We start from the raw sequence: 15,715 nt of genomic DNA on the forward strand, positions 1-15,715 counted from the left end.
CCCTTAACCGCGTGGGGTCGCGGCAGCCACTTTCACAACCGTACCCGGCGCGGCTTTGGCAGGCGCGACTTGGGGCAGGTTGCTGGCTTCCAGCGCTTGTCGTTGTTGAGCCAGCGCGGCGAGGGTTTGCTCGCTGGCCATCGGGATAACTTCAGGGGTGACCGGTGAACCAGGCCGTACGCGTTGCAGGCCCTTGACGATGACCGTGTCATCCTTGCTCAGGCCACTGCGCACGATGCGCAAGCCTTCGATTTTCGGACCCAGCTCAACGGCGCGGTACGCGGTATTGTTTTCGCCATCGAGCACCAGCACGAACTTCTTGCCCAGGTCGGTACCGACCGCTTCGTCATTGATCAGCACCGCGGAGTAAGTGCCGCTGCCGACCAGCTTCAGACGTGCATAAAGGCCCGGGGTGTAAGTGCCATCGGTGTTGTCGAAGACGGCGCGACCGCGGATGGTGCCGGTCTGCGGGTTGACCTGGTTGTCGACGAAGTTCATCACGCCCTGGTGCGGGTTGCCTTCTTCGTTCGACAGGCCCAGGTAAACCGGGGTGGTGGCGCCGCGTTTGCCTTGGCGGGCGAGGGCGGTGTATTTGAGGAAGACACGCTCATCGGCGTCGAAGTAGGCGTAGACCTTGTCGGTGGAGACGACGCTGGTCAGCGCGGTGGTGTCGGCGGTCACCAGGTTGCCGGCGGTGATCTCGGCGCGGCTGACGCGGCCACTGATCGGCGCGGTCACGCGGGTGAAGCTCAGGTTCAGTTTGGCCAGATCCAGTTGCGCTTGCAGCGCTCCGACCGCGGCGCGGGCTTCTTGGGAAGCGCTGGTGCGCGAGTCAGCCAGTTCGGCGGAAATTGCGTTGCTGGTGCGCAGGCGTTCACCGCGCTGGGCTTCGTTTTCACTGCGGGTGGCGGTGGCGCGAGCCTGAGAGACCAGGGCTTCGAGGCGGCGCACCTCTGCCTGGAACGGACGCGGGTCAATCTGAAACAACAAGTCGCCTTTCTTGACGAGTGCGCCTTCGGTAAAGGCCACGTCGTCAATCTGGCCAGAAACTCGCGGACGGATCTGCACGGTTTCCGGTGCTTCAAGGCGACCCGTAAATTCGTCCCACTCGTTGACGGGCTGCTCCAGCACTTTGGCCACGCTTACTTTGGCGGCTGGTGGAGCGGCAGCCGTGTCCGGCGTCTTGCCACACGCGCTCATCACCAGTACGGCCAACAAGGCCAACGGGAAGCGCAAATGTTTAAGTGATTGTTCCATGGAAGCATCCGCCAATGTATTGAGAATGGGCGGATGATGCTCGGCGAGGGGTGTATCACACGAATCGAATGGGGCGAAGGTAACTATCATTCGGAATGATACGAGGCCGAATCAAGCTCTCTAGCATGCACCTTTAGTTAGGCGGCTATCAATTGGTTTGAGGGTAATGCTGTGTTGCGTGCGTCGCAAGAATCACTTGCACGCCTTCGCGAATTGGGAGCTCTAAACGCGTGATGCGCGCGAACAAACATAAGGAACTCTGACTGAGTCGACTCTAGTAACTCCATGATTCTGGGTATTAAGTCGAGTTAAGCGATGGAAGACCCAATATGCTGGAGTTAAACTTTGTTACCCCAGGCGAGCTGGTTGAACGTCTGTGTGATCGCCTGCGCAAAGAGCGCCTGGCTATGCAATTGACGCAAGCCGATGTCGCCGGACGCGCCGGCATTGGCACCAATACTGTGTCGAACCTAGAAGCCGGGCGCAATGTCGGGTTCGAAACCGTAATCCGTGTAGCGATGGTTCTAGGACGTACCAAAGAGCTCCAAGGGCTGTTCATGCCAAAGCTCGACAGCCTTGACGACATTCGCCGATACGAAACCAGTGTCAAACGCCAGCGTATCAAACGGAGGATCACCGATGCTTGATGAGGTCGAGGTTTTCTACGTTGGCTGGGGGGAACGCTGGTTGTGGGGCACACTGGTGTCTACGACTGCAATCACCGATCGTCCGCAGATCCTGTTTGAGTACAGCAGTGAAGCGAAGAGTAAGGGCCTGGAACTGTCGGCCTATACGCTGCCGCTGGAGGGTGTTCCTTTACGTCGAGGCTTCCCAAACCATCAATTCGGCCTTCCGGGACCGGTCTATGATTCGCTGCCTGACGGCTGGGGCATGACGCTGATGGACCGGCATTCGGAGTTCCTGTTTGGGGAGCAGGTATTTCCTGTGGCCAGCCCCGAACTGCTGCGGCGCGTCGGAACTCCGCAGAGCCCCGCAGAACTGTTGCATTCCCCCTGCTGACTCGGGATGGTGCCGAGTTGGTGTCAAAATGGGAGGTATGGTTTCAAGCCGTCGGACTGGCCTATGTGCCGCTCCAGGAAAGCGTCAGATTTGGCGATACCAATATGACGGTCGATGAATCGCAGCCGCATATCGTCAGCTTTCGCCAATGGCTGGTCGGTGAGGCGTGAAAGTACAACGTGTAGACCAGTAGTCATGAGCATCCGTTCATGCTGCGATGAGGAGACTTCGCTTTAGTCTCGGCGCCGGATTACCTAAAGTGGCGCATGCCTTTTCATCTCATCTTCCTCGTGCTTTTCGCCGCGCTCCTGCACGCCAGCTGGAATGCGCTGCTGCGTAGCGGCGTTGATTGGCCATGTGTTCCTCGGCGAGACGCTCACCGCCCGCCGGATACTGGCGTGCGTAGTGATCGCCAGCGGCACCCTCATCATCGGCTGACACAGGAGGTAGGTTTAATGGTCAACGTCTCACAGGCACCGCTGATTCTAATCACCGGTGGAAGTCGAGGAGTGGGTGCGGCCACAGCCCGGCTCGCGGCCACAAGAGGTTATGACGTCGCTATCAGCTACGTTGCCAACGAGCCCGCGGCGCTGGCGGTGGTTGCGGATGTAGAAGCATTGGGGCGCAGGGCGTTGGCGATGCGGGCCGACAGTGCGGACCCCCACCAGGTGGCCGATTTGTTCGCGGCCATCGATCGCTCGTTCGGGCGCATCGACGTACTGGTCAACAACGCCGGGATGCTGTCGCCTCAGTCACGCCTGGAGGACCTCGGCTTCGAGCGGATGCAGCGAAATGCATATCAGTGGTGGTGAGCCGGGGCGGGTCGATCGAGTCAAGGACTCGATCCCCATGGGGCGGGGTGGTCAGCCGGAGGAAGTGGCACGCGCGATTCTGTGGCTGGCGAGCGCGGAGGCATCATTCGTTACCGGTACCTTCCTCGACGTGACGGGCGGTAAATGAGTCAAAGGCCCGGATCATCGGCTCCCTGCGCTCGGCTTCAAGTAACAGTGGGCTGCCTCACCTTGCGACTCAATCCGGGTGTCTTGCCCGTAATACGCTTGAATGCGCGACTGAAAGCGGCCTGGGAGGTATAGCCCAAACGCTGCGCCACCTCTTCGATCGGCAGCCTTTCGAGGGTCAGCCACTGGCTCGCCAGCCGCATTCGCAGTTCGGTGACATAGCGCAGCGGGGTCATGCCAATCGTCACCTGGAAGCGATCCGCGAAGACCGAGCGCGAGGTATTGCAGTGCTCGGCCAGCTGCGCAACGGTCCAGTCGCGGCCCGGTTGTTGATGGAGCGCAAGCAGTGCACCGGCCAGGCGTGGATCGCGCAAGGCGGCGACTAACCCAGAGGCATTCCCGCAGGCGCACTCCACCCAGCCGCGAACGACCATGGCCGCCACCACGTCGGCCAACCGCGCGAGGATACCGGCGAAGCCGACACGTGCGGCGCTGACCTCGCGTTCCATGGTGGTCAGGATAGGCACCAATCCGGGGTAACGCTGGCCGCCGGCATCAATCAGCATCAGGCCCGGCATCAGCCGACCAAGACCATGGATGCTGCCCAGTTCAAACTCCATACAACCACTGAACAAAATAGTGCTCGGCGTGGGGCTGGCATGGGTTCCGGTATCCACCGCGCTGACGGTGTCACCGAGGGGCGCGCCATCTAAAAGGTCGATGTCTTGAACAGGCACGTCCGCATGGGAAAACAGTTGATGGGCCGCGCCATGGGAGATGAACACGGCATTGCCAGCGGACAGCGCGTAGGTGCTTCCGTCCTCCATTTGCAGCACCGCAGTGCCGACGGCCACGAAGTGGAACCAGGCGTGCCCAGGTTTTTCCGCGAAGCCCAAACCGAAGGTCGGACCCGTCTGGATACGCCGGTATTCCACGCCACGCAGGCGCATGCCGCGCAACAGCTCGTTGATGAGATCCGAGGAAAGAGCAAACTGATCTGCAGGCATTGTTCAGGTGTTTTAGTCAAAAAGTAGAGATTTCTGATCATAGATCATCCAGCTTTCCCCGCCTAGACTCGGCTCGCAATGAAAATTGGGAGATTCGTGCAATGACTGACTGTGTGTGTAATGCCGTAACCGAACGCCATCCCGGCGTCGGCTCGGACGTAGAGCCTGTGACCCCGGCGTGGATGGCCGTCTTCTCGTTGGCAATGGGGGTGTTCGGATTACTGACCGCTGAGTACCTTCCGGCCAGTCTGCTGACGCTGATGGCGACTGACCTGGGAGTGTCCGAAGCGCTGGCCGGCCAGGCGGTAACGGTGACTGCAGTGGTAGCGCTGTTCGCCGGCTTGTTGGTGCCGGGTCTGACTCGCGGCGTCGATCGCCGTTGGGTGTTGCTGGGCTTTTCCACGTTGATGGTCGCCTCCAATCTGTTGGTCGCCATTTCCTCCAGTTTCGCGGTGCTGTTGCTGATGCGCATCTTGCTGGGCATTGCCCTTGGTGGGTTCTGGAGCATGGCAGCGGCGGTGGCGATGCGCTTGGTGCCGAGTGCTCTGTTGCCCCGAGCGCTATCGATCATTTTCAGCGGCATTGCCATCGGGACGGTCGTTGCGGTGCCGTTGGGCAGCTATCTGGGTGGTCTATATGGCTGGCGCAGCGCGTTCTTTGCAGCGGCGGCGGTCGGCATGGTGACCCTGGCGTTCCAGTCGTTCACTCTGCCGCGCCTTGCGCCGCGCCGGCCCGCACGTCTGCGTACCGTACTCGAGGTGTTGCAGCGCCCGGGCATCGCCATGGGGATGTTTGGTTGTGTGCTGGTGCACAGCGGCCACTTCGCGATGTTTACCTATGTTCGGCCATTCCTTGAAGGGACTACCGGCATCGGCCCGCAAGGCCTGTCACTGATGCTGCTGGGGTTCGGTGTGGCGAACTTCGCCGGCACGCTGTTGGCCGGGAAGCTGCTGGAGCGCCACCCGCTGGCCACTCTGGTGTTGATGCCCGCGCTGGTCGGCGTTGCAGCACTGGCGTTGGTGCTGTTGCCGGCCTCGTTGCCGGGGCAGGCGGTATTGCTGGCGATCTGGGGCTTGGCCTTTGGTGGTGTGCCGGTGGCGTGGTCGAACTGGGTTGCCAGTGCGGTACCTGATCAGGCGGAAAGCGCCGGCGGCATGGTGGTGGCATCTGTGCAGTCAGCCATCGCAACGGGCGCCGCGGCTGGCGGTGCAGTGTTCAGCTTCGGTGGCAGCGCAGGCGTGTTCGTCGCGGCTGCCGTGCTGATGCTGCTGGCCGCGCTGCTGATTGCGCTGCGTGTTCGGGGGCCTTCTGCCCATGGCGTTCGCCAGGCCAAACCCGCGTTGCACCTTTGATCCGGTTTGCCAAACCGCTTCGATCCAGTCCGTCATCAGGAGTTAATCCATGAACAATACGACGTCTCACCAAGGACGCCTCAAATCGTTGCGCGCGGCAGGTATCGGCAATGCGCTCGAGTGGTTTGACTGGACCCTGTACGCAACCTTTTCGGTGTATCTGGCAAGCAATCTGTTCGACAAGACCGATGCGCGCTCGGCGATGCTCGCGACCCTGGCTGTGTTTGCGGTTGGCTTTGTCGCACGCCCTGTCGGTGGATGGTTGTTTGGCCGCCTGAGCGACCGGCTGGGGCGTCGGGCCATCATGGTGCTTACCATGCTGCTGCTTGCGATCAGCAGCCTGGGCATCGCGCTTATCCCTGACTACCAGAGCATTGGCTTGTATGCCTCGGTCGCGCTGCTGTTTTTCCGCTTGATGCAAGGGCTCGCCCATGGTGGCGAGACAGGGGTTTCCTACACCTATGTCGCCGAGATCGCCCCAAGCAAGCACCGTGGTTTATGGTCGAGTTCGGTCTATGTGGGGGTGACGCTGGGAGTGATGGCGGCGACGGCCGTGGCGGCAGCGCTGACCTGGATGCTGGGCGCGCAGGCCATGGGTGACTACGGCTGGAGGATCGGCTTCGCCATTGGTGGAGTGCTCGGTATTTACGCGCTGTTTTTGCGCCGCGGTGCACAGGAATCTCATGTGTTCGTAGAGCAGCAGGCGCAAGCGCTGCCGCCGCGCAAGCTGTCCATGGGGGAGATGCTACGCGTCGCGCGTAACATCGTCATGCTTGCTGCTGCTGCCAATGTCACTTACTACGCCTGGGTCACGTTCGGCGCTTCGACGGCGATTGCCCAGGGTATGGACGCCACGGGTGCTTATGTGGCCAGTCTCCTGGCACAGATTCTGTGTGTGTGCTGGTTGCCGGTCTGCGGAATGTTGTCCGATCGGGTAGGGCGCCGGCCCATGGTCATCGCCTGGGGCCTGGGTGTGATCGTGCTGACCTATCCCATCTCGATAATGGTGACCACTGATCCCTACACGCTGTTTCTGGCCCAAGTGCTGGGGCTAGGCGCCTGGTCGTTGATCGCGGCGATTTTCCCTGCCGTGCTGTGTGAGCAGGTGCCCACCCAGGCACGAGCCCAGGGCGTCGGCCTGGTCTCGTCGGTTTCGGTGGCAATTTTTGGCGGCACGGCCCCCTATCTACACAACTATCTTAGCGGCGCCGACCTTGGCTATCTGTACGTCAGCTATGTCATCGGGTTGGGCGTAGTCACTGTCCTGGCAGGGTTTCTTATCGACGAAACGGCGGGCATCGATCTTGCGCACATCGAGGCGCCTGGTGCTCGAGTCAGCGCTGGCTCACGGCCGTTGATGGCCTCTCGGGACTAAATCAATTGGCTGGTCGATCTGCAGAATCAGCCGATCAAACGGGTATGACTCAATGAATTCCACAGACCGCAAAAACGCCGCTGCACGCGGTGAACGACCAGGCGCCGGCGTGACCGTCAGCCAGACTTCAGGGTCACGTCAAGCCGCGCGCGAGACCTGGGTCGAAGTCCCCTCGAAGTCGGGCCCAGCGGCTGCATGGTGCTACTCGGACCGCCGCGCCTACAGCGCGGGTGATTCGGTCTGCCTGTATCTGTCGTCGAACCGCCCACAAGTGAGACTTCGGATCTATCGTGATGGCGCCATCCCCCGCACGCTGCATACCACCGACAGCCTTGACGCTCGATTCCATCCCATACCCGAACGCGCCTATGAGCATGGCTGCCAATGGCCTGTCTTCATGCAATGGTCAATCCCGGCCGATGCCGAGCAGGGTGGCTATGTAGTGGAAATACGGGATGGTGCTGACTGCGTCCTCGGGCATCATCTGTTCATCGTCAAGGCGGTGCGCAAACGTGAAGATGCCTTGGTGCTCGTTGCGGCCACCTCGACGTGGGCCGCCTATAACGACTGGGGTGGCGCCAATCATTACTTCGGCCTCCACGCGGGCACGCCGCGTGGCCGCTCACCGTTGCTGTCGACGCAGCGCCCCTGGGCGCGAGGGCAGGTCTGGCTGCCGGAGGATGCACCACGTTGTGTCAACGCGACCCGGCCCCGCAAGCCGGGGCCCGCACGCTATGAATTCATCGAATGGGCCAACCTTAACGGCTACGCCAAGTACTACGCGCTGGCGGGGTGGGCTTCCTACGAGAGACCTTTTGTGGCCTGGGCCGAACAGCAAGGTTATACCGTGCATATCCTGACCCAGGACGATTTGCACCACGACCCGCACTCGCTTGAGGGCTACGCCTGCGCCGTCTTCGTCGGGCACGACGAGTACTGGACGCGGGAAATGCGCGACCATGTCGACGCCTTTGTCGAGGGCGGCGGCAAAGTCGCGCGTTTCGCCGGCAATTTCATGTGGCAGATCCGCCTGGAGGATGAGGGCCGGCGGCAGGTGGCCTACAAGTACGACGCTGGTGCGTTCGATCCTGTGGCGGCTACCGAGCCACATCGGCTAACGGGAGCCTGGGAAGATCCGAGCGTAAATCACCCCGGCGCAAAGACGTTCGGGGTGAATGCTCTGCGAGGGATTTACGCTAGTTTTGGAGGAATGGCTCCGCGCAGCCCTCGCGGGTATACAGTCTTCAGGCCTAAGCACTGGTCGTTTACGGGGACGGGCCTGGGTTACGCGGACATGTTCGGAGACGAACCCAACATCTTCGGCTATGAGGTTGATGGCCTGGAATACACGTTCGTCGACGGCCTCCCGGAACCGCTTTACACAGACGGTGCGCCCGGTGGATTGCAAATCCTCGCAATGGGATGGGCGACCAATGCCGAGCATGGCCGGTCCGAGGAGACCTATTCATTCATGCTTGGCGATGGCGATGCCCGGTTTCGGGCTTCCATCCTGGCACCCGACCTTAGCGACGCCAACATCGATTTGCATAGCCGCGGGGCCGGCATGATGGTGCACTTCCACAAAGGTCGAGGCGAAGTCTTTACCGCCGCCACGTGCGAATGGGTGCATGGGCTCATGCAAGCAGACATTTACACCGTGATGATCACAAAAAATGTGCTTGAGCGTTTCTTGCGCAATACGCGGGAGGTTCGCTGATCGCCTTAAAAAGGAGGTTCAAGCCGAGCGTTGGATCGCCTGGGTACCGGGGATCAGCCTCCTTGAGACCAATGTCGGGGTAAGCACCGATGGAGAAGCACTTTTCCTCGCCATGCAGCCGATACTTCAATCGCCAAACCTTGGAGGGGGTTTAGCCGACCTTGCTCGACGCCCTTACCTCCAAGTAGAGGCCAGGGACTTCAGCATCGGCGTGTTCGCCGGGCGAATTTAGTGGAATTGCATTACAGACTGTCGGGATCCCCAAAAAACATTTTGACTAGGCTCTAGAACAATGTTTTCAGGCAGAAAAAGCTCACGTATGCCCCCAACTTTGCCCCCCAGTTGCGTCGGTTTGCGAGTGATCGCGAATGGCGATTTCTTACATAGACCAAGATGGATTCGGATGGCTTTCAGTGTACCTTCATCTCAGATTGGACTGTTTGGTATCGATCGTCGGTTGGTGAAGGCAGAGGGAGTGGCGCGTTTGAGCTGCTTTTCGGGGTACACCTGAACTGATGTTCACTGGTAGCAGATGGCCATTAAATAATCAGCGCTGATTTTCACATTCAATTTGGTGAACGCAATGGTCGATGCTACAGGGAAGTACTTAGACGTATATCAAAGCTGGCAGCAACACCTCTTCAACTTCAACCTGGCAGTCCGGGATACCAATACGCCGGGCTTGCGTAAGCCTCAGCTTGCCGCCCTGTACGCTTCACTGGGCCACCTGGTGACGTCTCCGGCCACGACGGCAACGATCGTGATGCCAACGGGTACCGGCAAGACCGATACCATGCTTGGTCTGCTTATCGCAGGGCGGTTGGCAAGGACATTGGTGCTCGTCCCGTCAGATGCCTTGCGTTCCCAGCTTGTCGAAAAATGCCTCGGGCTGAAAAAACTTCGGGAGATCGGTGCTGTTTCTGCCACAGCACTTAACCCTGTGGTTAGGGCGATCGGCTCAGGAATGTCGGCTGAAGATGTCCAACAGCTTGCCGAGGCGAATGTAATTGTCGCTACCCCGCAAGCATTGCAGCGATTCGATACAGAATCGCTCCAAGCCTTGGCTGAGCTCTGCAGCCACCTGATAATCGATGAAACCCATCATGTGGCTGCCATGACATGGGGGCGGGTGAAAACAGCGTTTAAAGAGAAGCCATGCCTGCAGTTCACTGCTACGCCTTTCAGGGAGGACAATCAGCCCCTTGAAGGCAAGATTATCTACAACTACCCGTTGAAGGATGCGCAGATCGATGGCTACTTCAAGTCGATCGAATTTCACCCAGTGCGCGAATACAACCTCGAGTTGGCTGACCAAGTGGTTGCTGATAAGGCGGTAGAGTTGTTGCGAGGCGATCGAGGGCAAGGCTTTAACCACCTACTGATGGTACGCGCACGATCGCAAAAACGTGCTGAAGCCCTGTTTGAGCTCTACAAAAAGCATGAAGACCTCTCACCCATTCTCATCCACAGCAAGGTGCCGAATCGGGGCAAGCTGCTGGGTGAAATTGTCGATAAGAAATACAAGATCATCGTATGCGTGGACATGCTGGGCGAAGGCTTCGACCTGCCAGAGCTGAAAATCGCGGCTATTCACGACCAGCATCGTAGTCCGGCCGTCACGCTACAGTTCATCGGTCGGCTAACCCGGGTTGATGACACGCTAGGCGATGCCAAATTCGTCTCAAACATTGCCAACCAGAAAGTCGATTACCAGATGGCAGTGCTTTACAAGGAAAGTGCCGACTGGAGCGCCGTGATTCGAGATGTGAGCCAAGACAAGATCGCCCGCGAAATCGAAAAAGAGACGTTCACTGAACAGTTCCCGGATGATGCCGACTCCGAGGATATCTTCGGGTTGAACCCAAACCCCAAGATCAGTGCGATCGCCTACCATGTGGAGCGCGATCATTGGCGGCCAGAGAAAGCGAATCACTTCTCCCAGAAGAAAGAACCGCTGCAGTTCCTTTCTATCAACGACGGTTCAGACACCATCATCATGGTGACCCGGCGAGAAACACCCGTCGGATGGGCTCAGACCTCGGCGATTGTGGACACGAACTGGATTCTGTACCTCGCGTACTACCACGCGCCCGACAAGACGCTCTTCATTCACTCCTCTGGTGATGAGTCGCAAGCGACGCGTTTTTTGAATTTGATTGCAAAGGATGCCAGGCGAATCAACGGCGAGCCTACCTTCCGAACCCTGCACGACATCAAGCTCATGAAGCTGCAGAACGTGGGGCTGTCCAGGACACGCAAGGATCTGAGATTCACGATGCACGTCGGGCGGGACATCAATACCGTCATCAGTGAAATCGAGAACGGCACGGCGAAAAAATCCAACATCTTCGCAACGGGCTATGAAGATGGACAGCGCACCACCGTTGGCTGCTCTCACAAAGGGAAGATCTGGGAGATGAACTCTTCCAGCATCATTTACTGGATTGAGTGGTGCAAACGTGCCTCGCAAAAACTCAACGATGCCTCGATCAACCCTTCTGAAGTGCTCAAGGATGTGATTCGCTCGGAGAAGATCGAAGGGGCTTGGCCAACGGGACTTTTCTATGCTGATTGGCCGGAGTCCATTGCGATCGAAAACGAGCAGAAAATTTCGCTAGCGTTCAACGGTGAGATTTTCAACCTGCTTGATGTCGAGCTTGGCAAACCTCGGCGAAGCGATGACCTGACACTAGAAGTGGCCCTCATCGCTATTGCAGTAGATGGCACGGAGCATCTGTTGCCTGACATCACGATACGGTTACTGAACGACAGCTACAAAGTCTCCTGCCCTGGGGTCAAGATCATTTTCGCCGAAGAGAGCTCGTTCGAGCAGTACTTGGATATGAACCCTTTGGTCCTGCTAGCCGTGGACGGTTCGATGATCGAGGGCAATTACCGGTTCTACACACCCAATAGCTTGGACTTGAAGCTTCCCATAGCGCTGATTGAGGCTTGGGACTGGGGAACCACCCAGATCCACAGCGAGTCGATGAGGGCAACCCGTAACATTGACACCGTCCAAGGGTTCACCTACAGCCGTATTGAGGACAACTATGCATTCATTTTCAACGATGATGGCGCTGGTGAGATTGCGGATCTGGTGGCAATCAAAGAGAGCAAGGACGCAATCTTTGTCGACCTTTACCACTGCAAGTATTGCCCCCAAAAAGATCGGCCTGGTGCTCGTGTCTCCGATGTTTACGAGGTCTGCGGTCAGGCATCACGATCGGTGAAATGGCTGCACACCGAGGAAAAATTCTTCAATCGATTGATGGGGCGGTACCAGCAATCGTTGCCGAAAGGGTTCGACAGAATCCTCAAGGGTGACCCAATAGATTTGGAGCTGCTTCGCAACAAGTGCCACGACCACGAGATGATTTTCAGATTTGTGATCGTACAACCTGCCATTTCAGCAGCGAAGATCTCCGCTGATCAGCTTGCAGTCCTCGGCACCAGTTACGCCTACATCAAGAACGTGTCTGGTTCAGATGTGCGGGTCGTAACCAGTGCATAACAGAAAGGGGGCACCATAACGCCTTCGGCTTCTTGGGCAGGTGAATCTGGAAATAGGGCAGGAAGGTATTCATTGATCAAAGAGTTTTGAAGCCTCGGAATTGGAGCAGGAGCAAGGATGGTCCATTCAAAGTGAATCAAGGCGGCGGCAAAAACTGAGTGCAACACCTGACCTTTCCGGTACGGTGCTGCCCCTATGTCTTATACCGAACTCAGCGTTGAAGAGCGCGCCACCATTCAAATCAGTCATGCCCAAGGCTTCAGCCTGCGTAGGATTGCCTGCTTGATCAACCGATCCCCTTCGACCATCAGCCGGGAGCTGCGCCGCAATCGAGATGTCTGTGGCGGCTACTCGGCCCACGCGGCCCAGCAGCAGATGCAGGCTCGCCGCCAGGTGTGTCGACCGAAGCGAAAGCTGTTGCGGGGTGGTGAGCGCTTCGAGTTGGTGGCGCATATGCTCCGTGAGCGTTTGTCTCCCGAGCAGATTGCCGGCAAGCTGCGCAGCATGAACATTCCCAGCCTCAGAGATGCCTACGTCTGTCGCGAGACGATCTATAACGCGATCTATGCCCTGCCGGTCGGTGAACTGCGCAAGGAGCTGATCATCTGCCTGCGGCAAAGCAAGACGACACGCCGACCGCGCTCTGGTGGTGTGGATCGGCGCGGCCAGATTCCCGAGATGGTCAGCATCCATGTGCGCCCACCGGAGATCGAAGACCGGCTGATGCCAGGGCATTGGGAAGGCGACTTGATCAAGGGCAAAGCCAACGCCTCGTGTGTAGGCACGCTGGTGGAGCGAACCAGTGGCTACCTGATGCTGGTGAAGATGAACGACGCGACGGCGACCTCGGCGATGGAAGGCTTCAGTGCAGCGCTCAATGGCATGCCGCTGGCGATGCGCAAGAGCATGACCTACGACCAGGGTCGAGAAATGGCGCGGCATGCTGAAATCACCCAGCAGACTGGGGTGGCGATTTACTTCTGCGACCCGCACAGCCCTTGGCAGCGCGGTAGCAACGAAAACACCAATGGCCTGATCCGCCAGTACCTGCCCAAAGGCACAGACCTGTCGGTACACAGCCAGGAAGAACTGAATGCCATCGCACTGCAATTGAACATGCGTCCGCGTAAGCGCTTCGACTTCAAATGCCCAATCGAAGTTATGGGCGAGGTGATGCAGAAGGCCATGGCTATGCGGCATGATGCTCCAGCTTCAATTCAATGACCGTGTTGCACTCAGCTCCTGCAACCACCCAAAGTAATGCTGGCCAGTCGTTGTAACGATCGCTTTCCCGCGGACGGCGATCAAACGCTCAGCAGTATCCGTGAGCAACTCAAGCTTGAGATGAAGGCACGAAGCTTTTTGGCAAACAGGCATTTTGAAGTTTGGATTAACGAAGATGCGCCTGCTGCGGATGGCATGCAGAACGGTTGGGATGCCTGTTGCAGGCGGTCAGGGATTGTGATGTGCTGCTTCTGCTGTCTAATGGCAATACCGGGTGGAATAGCCGCATTCAGTGCAGTGACGCCAATGCTGAGCATCGTGATCAACAATTTTTTTGCATTATCTTGCCATATCTATCGATAAGCCCCATGAAAAAACCGAACTAATCATGGAGCAATAACCTGGAGGTCATGTGGGTATCCTGGATTTTCGTGAAATTCCTTCCGCCAGCCCTAAGCTGCGAAAGGCTAGAAAAGAAGCGTTGATGAAGGACGAGCTGGATGCGTTTGAAAAATTTGCGGAAGAATATTTTGAGAAGGTGCTAGGCGGCGTTGTACAGGCTGGCACCACAAGAGGCCCCGATAATGATATGGACCTTAAGGTCCAATTGAATGGGGAAACTCTGCTAGTCAGCTGCAAGCATTATGCCGATGGTGATAACGCCGTGGGTGCCGATCAAGAATACGATCCGGTGTCAGCCATCTATTCCAATGGATGCACGAAATTCATCGGCTTCTACTCCACGGTTCCCAGTGCCCCTTTAATCACAAAGCTGGAAGGCTTGAAGAGCAACAAACGCATACCTTTTGACTACGAGATCCTTAAAAACTCGGATATCGAGTCACGCCTTCTAGATAAAGACAGCGTCGTAGGTTGGTTATTTGCCGCCCGATATTTTCCCGTCAGTTACGCCAACCTGTTCAGGCGATTTGTCGTTCCTCTTGAGCACTACAAAGAAAAAGATTTGAAAAAAATCGCCCCAAGCAGCTGGAGTCTGGATGGCCCCTTTGGTGGAATCTTCTCCGGTGCAGGCGTTGATAAGGCTCAAATTATCCACGAGGCAAACGATGCGTTAACCAATAATGTCCACTCCAGTTTTTTCACTGAAGCATTGAAAGACGCCATCGATTGTTTCCCAGAATACTTCAGATACCGTGCGGATGCGGATCTGCAAGCGCTGGGAAATAGTGATATCTCACCTGATTGGGATAGGGCTTTGACCTATGAGGGTGAGATGGATTGTAACTTACCTATTATGGTATGCGGCCTCTGGTCTTTCTGGTGCCCCAGAAGAGCGCTTGAAAAATATCTGATTTTTACGCAAGCCTCTGAACTGTTGAATGATCCGCCTGACAGCAAAGCGTTAATCATTGCCCGCGCGCAACAAAGCCTAGCTTATTCCTCATTTTTGTCCGTCGGCAGTATCGCGCTTAAGTCCTCAGGTAAATATCGAGATATATTTTCCAGGCTGACTGCTTTTTGTCAGCTTTCACTTCCAGAATACGGGGGCGCGAACAGTACAAGTTTTAGGCGGGAGACTGGCGAGCGGGTCATCTGGAAGTTCAAGGCAGGCGAGGGTTTGAGCTTTCTATTTGACAGGATTCTGGACAACTCGAGAAAAATATAGCTTGGGCCAGCAAAAGGCACAGATCAGTGAGGGAGAGCTCAATCATGTAAGGTTGTCCGTCGGTGAATGTTTTTGACGGACGTAAGGCTTGAAGATACGGCCGCCGAACGCCGCTTCCTTGGTGGTCAAGGTTGGACTGAGGTGGACGCGGGTGATTAGATGGATACGCCTGCTGACCGACCCACAGATACCTCGCCGCCGACGGAAACTAGCATCTGTAGCTTGTACTACGGGTAGCTCCTGTCGCAACCCGCACCACAGCGCGCAAGCTCGACTTCTGCTGTCTGTCGCTTGGGGGGTTGAATCTGCGTAAGACTGTATTATCGACATTATCCGTTCTACGATTGAAGAGAGTATCCGAGATCTCTTACGATCCTAACCCTCTAAACTTCCCAGCAGAGAGTATTTATGGCCACGGAGCTGTCCGACCAGACGATAGTGGGCGGTTGCAGGATCTGAGTGCAACACGGTTATTGAATTGAAGCGGGAGCATCATGCCGCATCACCACGGCTTCTTGCATCACTTCGCCCATCACCTCGATCGGGCATTTGAAGTCGAAGCGTTTGCGCGGTCGCATATTCAGTTGCAAAGCGATGGCGTCCAGGGCTTCCTGACTATGCACCGACAAGTCCGTGCCCTTGGGCAGGTACTGGCGGATCAGT

General features: G+C 57.4%; 10 protein-coding genes and 6 pseudogenes. 12 read left to right on the top strand and 4 right to left on the bottom strand.

Annotation, left to right across the window (positions count from 1 at the left end; genetic code table 11):
- Window positions 1-3: 3 nt before the first annotated feature.
- Window positions 4-1,257: a multidrug efflux RND transporter periplasmic adaptor subunit MexE gene (gene mexE, locus DU29_RS0117150; protein ID WP_028622773.1), complete on the bottom strand. Its 1,254-nt coding sequence runs from the start codon at window positions 1,255-1,257 to the stop codon at window positions 4-6.
- Between the two features lie 329 nt (window positions 1,258-1,586).
- On the opposite strand from mexE, the gene DU29_RS0117155 reads away from it, so the two are divergent.
- The 5 genes and pseudogenes from DU29_RS0117155 (at window position 1,587) to DU29_RS01000000130110 (ending at window position 3,237) form a co-directional block, all read left to right on the top strand.
- Window positions 1,587-1,904, top strand: coding sequence for a helix-turn-helix domain-containing protein (locus tag DU29_RS0117155; protein WP_028622774.1), 318 nt, complete (start codon window positions 1,587-1,589; stop codon window positions 1,902-1,904).
- Window positions 1,897-2,166: pseudogene (locus DU29_RS0117160) on the top strand (HipA N-terminal domain-containing protein); the annotation flags it as partial. The gene DU29_RS0117155 and the pseudogene DU29_RS0117160, both read left to right, overlap by 8 nt.
- Window positions 2,167-2,470, top strand: a pseudogene (locus tag DU29_RS1000000132440) (LysR family transcriptional regulator); the annotation flags it as partial.
- 146 nt (window positions 2,471-2,616) lie between these two features.
- Window positions 2,617-2,715, top strand: a pseudogene (locus tag DU29_RS1000000132450) (EamA family transporter); the annotation flags it as partial.
- A 17-nt stretch (window positions 2,716-2,732) separates the two neighbouring features.
- Window positions 2,733-3,237 (top strand): annotated as a pseudogene (locus DU29_RS01000000130110) (SDR family oxidoreductase).
- A gap of 37 nt (window positions 3,238-3,274) precedes the next feature.
- On the opposite strand, the gene DU29_RS0117180 reads toward DU29_RS01000000130110, so the two are convergent.
- A complete protein-coding gene (locus DU29_RS0117180; protein WP_028622776.1) occupies window positions 3,275-4,243 on the bottom strand; it encodes an AraC family transcriptional regulator in 969 nt (322 codons plus the stop codon).
- Window positions 4,244-4,344: 101 nt separating this feature from the next.
- On the opposite strand from DU29_RS0117180, the gene DU29_RS0117185 reads away from it, so the two are divergent.
- Genes DU29_RS0117185 through DU29_RS01000000130115 form a run of 3 tightly spaced genes read left to right on the top strand, consistent with a single transcriptional unit; the run spans window position 4,345 to window position 8,687 of the window.
- On the top strand, window positions 4,345-5,595 hold the full coding sequence (locus DU29_RS0117185; protein WP_028622777.1) for an MFS transporter: 1,251 nt from the start codon (window positions 4,345-4,347) through the stop codon (window positions 5,593-5,595).
- 49 nt (window positions 5,596-5,644) lie between these two features.
- Window positions 5,645-6,970 (top strand): MFS transporter, encoded by a 1,326-nt coding sequence (locus DU29_RS0117190; protein WP_028622778.1) that lies wholly within the window; start codon window positions 5,645-5,647, stop codon window positions 6,968-6,970.
- Window positions 6,971-7,022: 52 nt separating this feature from the next.
- Window positions 7,023-8,687, top strand: coding sequence for a N,N-dimethylformamidase beta subunit family domain-containing protein (locus tag DU29_RS01000000130115; protein ID WP_050483124.1), 1,665 nt, complete (start codon window positions 7,023-7,025; stop codon window positions 8,685-8,687).
- Window positions 8,688-8,742: 55 nt separating this feature from the next.
- Here DU29_RS01000000130115 and DU29_RS1000000133340 read toward each other — a convergent pair.
- Window positions 8,743-8,952 (bottom strand): annotated as a pseudogene (locus DU29_RS1000000133340) (Arm DNA-binding domain-containing protein); the annotation flags it as partial.
- 318 nt (window positions 8,953-9,270) lie between these two features.
- On the opposite strand from DU29_RS1000000133340, the gene DU29_RS0117200 reads away from it, so the two are divergent.
- The 4 genes from DU29_RS0117200 (at window position 9,271) to DU29_RS1000000130970 (ending at window position 15,052) form a co-directional block, all read left to right on the top strand.
- Window positions 9,271-12,201, top strand: a complete 2,931-nt coding sequence (locus tag DU29_RS0117200; RefSeq protein WP_028622779.1) for a DEAD/DEAH box helicase — start codon at window positions 9,271-9,273, stop codon at window positions 12,199-12,201.
- A gap of 195 nt (window positions 12,202-12,396) precedes the next feature.
- Complete coding sequence (locus tag DU29_RS0117205) at window positions 12,397-13,425, top strand: IS30-like element ISUnCu4 family transposase (RefSeq protein ID WP_028622780.1); 1,029 nt, start codon at window positions 12,397-12,399, stop codon at window positions 13,423-13,425.
- A 36-nt stretch (window positions 13,426-13,461) separates the two neighbouring features.
- The gene (locus DU29_RS1000000131625; RefSeq protein ID WP_177326969.1) at window positions 13,462-13,788 is read left to right on the top strand and encodes a hypothetical protein; all 327 of its coding nucleotides are present in this window, start codon (window positions 13,462-13,464) and stop codon (window positions 13,786-13,788) included.
- 49 nt (window positions 13,789-13,837) lie between these two features.
- Window positions 13,838-15,052: a hypothetical protein gene (locus DU29_RS1000000130970; protein WP_028622781.1), complete on the top strand. Its 1,215-nt coding sequence runs from the start codon at window positions 13,838-13,840 to the stop codon at window positions 15,050-15,052.
- 470 nt (window positions 15,053-15,522) lie between these two features.
- Here the strand turns inward: DU29_RS1000000130970 and DU29_RS0117215 are convergent.
- A pseudogene (locus tag DU29_RS0117215) lies at window positions 15,523-15,715 on the bottom strand (IS30 family transposase); the annotation flags it as partial.

The organism is Pseudomonas sp. Ant30-3, assembly GCF_000690905.1.
In the GTDB taxonomy this organism is placed as follows: Bacteria; Pseudomonadota; Gammaproteobacteria; order Pseudomonadales; family Pseudomonadaceae; genus Aquipseudomonas.

Bases quoted from the DNA above. Each gene is read 5' to 3' on its own strand.
- mexE (WP_028622773.1), bottom strand. From the start codon at position 1,257: ATGGAACAATCACTTAAACATTTGCGCTTCCCGTTGGCCTTGTTGGCC.
- DU29_RS0117155 (WP_028622774.1), top strand. From the start codon at position 1,587: ATGCTGGAGTTAAACTTTGTTACCCCAGGCGAGCTGGTTGAACGTCTG.
- DU29_RS0117180 (WP_028622776.1), bottom strand. From the start codon at position 4,243: ATGCCTGCAGATCAGTTTGCTCTTTCCTCGGATCTCATCAACGAGCTG.
- DU29_RS0117185 (WP_028622777.1), top strand. From the start codon at position 4,345: ATGACTGACTGTGTGTGTAATGCCGTAACCGAACGCCATCCCGGCGTC.
- DU29_RS0117190 (WP_028622778.1), top strand. From the start codon at position 5,645: ATGAACAATACGACGTCTCACCAAGGACGCCTCAAATCGTTGCGCGCG.
- DU29_RS01000000130115 (WP_050483124.1), top strand. From the start codon at position 7,023: ATGAATTCCACAGACCGCAAAAACGCCGCTGCACGCGGTGAACGACCA.
- DU29_RS0117200 (WP_028622779.1), top strand. From the start codon at position 9,271: ATGGTCGATGCTACAGGGAAGTACTTAGACGTATATCAAAGCTGGCAG.
- DU29_RS0117205 (WP_028622780.1), top strand. From the start codon at position 12,397: ATGTCTTATACCGAACTCAGCGTTGAAGAGCGCGCCACCATTCAAATC.
- DU29_RS1000000131625 (WP_177326969.1), top strand. From the start codon at position 13,462: ATGCTGGCCAGTCGTTGTAACGATCGCTTTCCCGCGGACGGCGATCAA.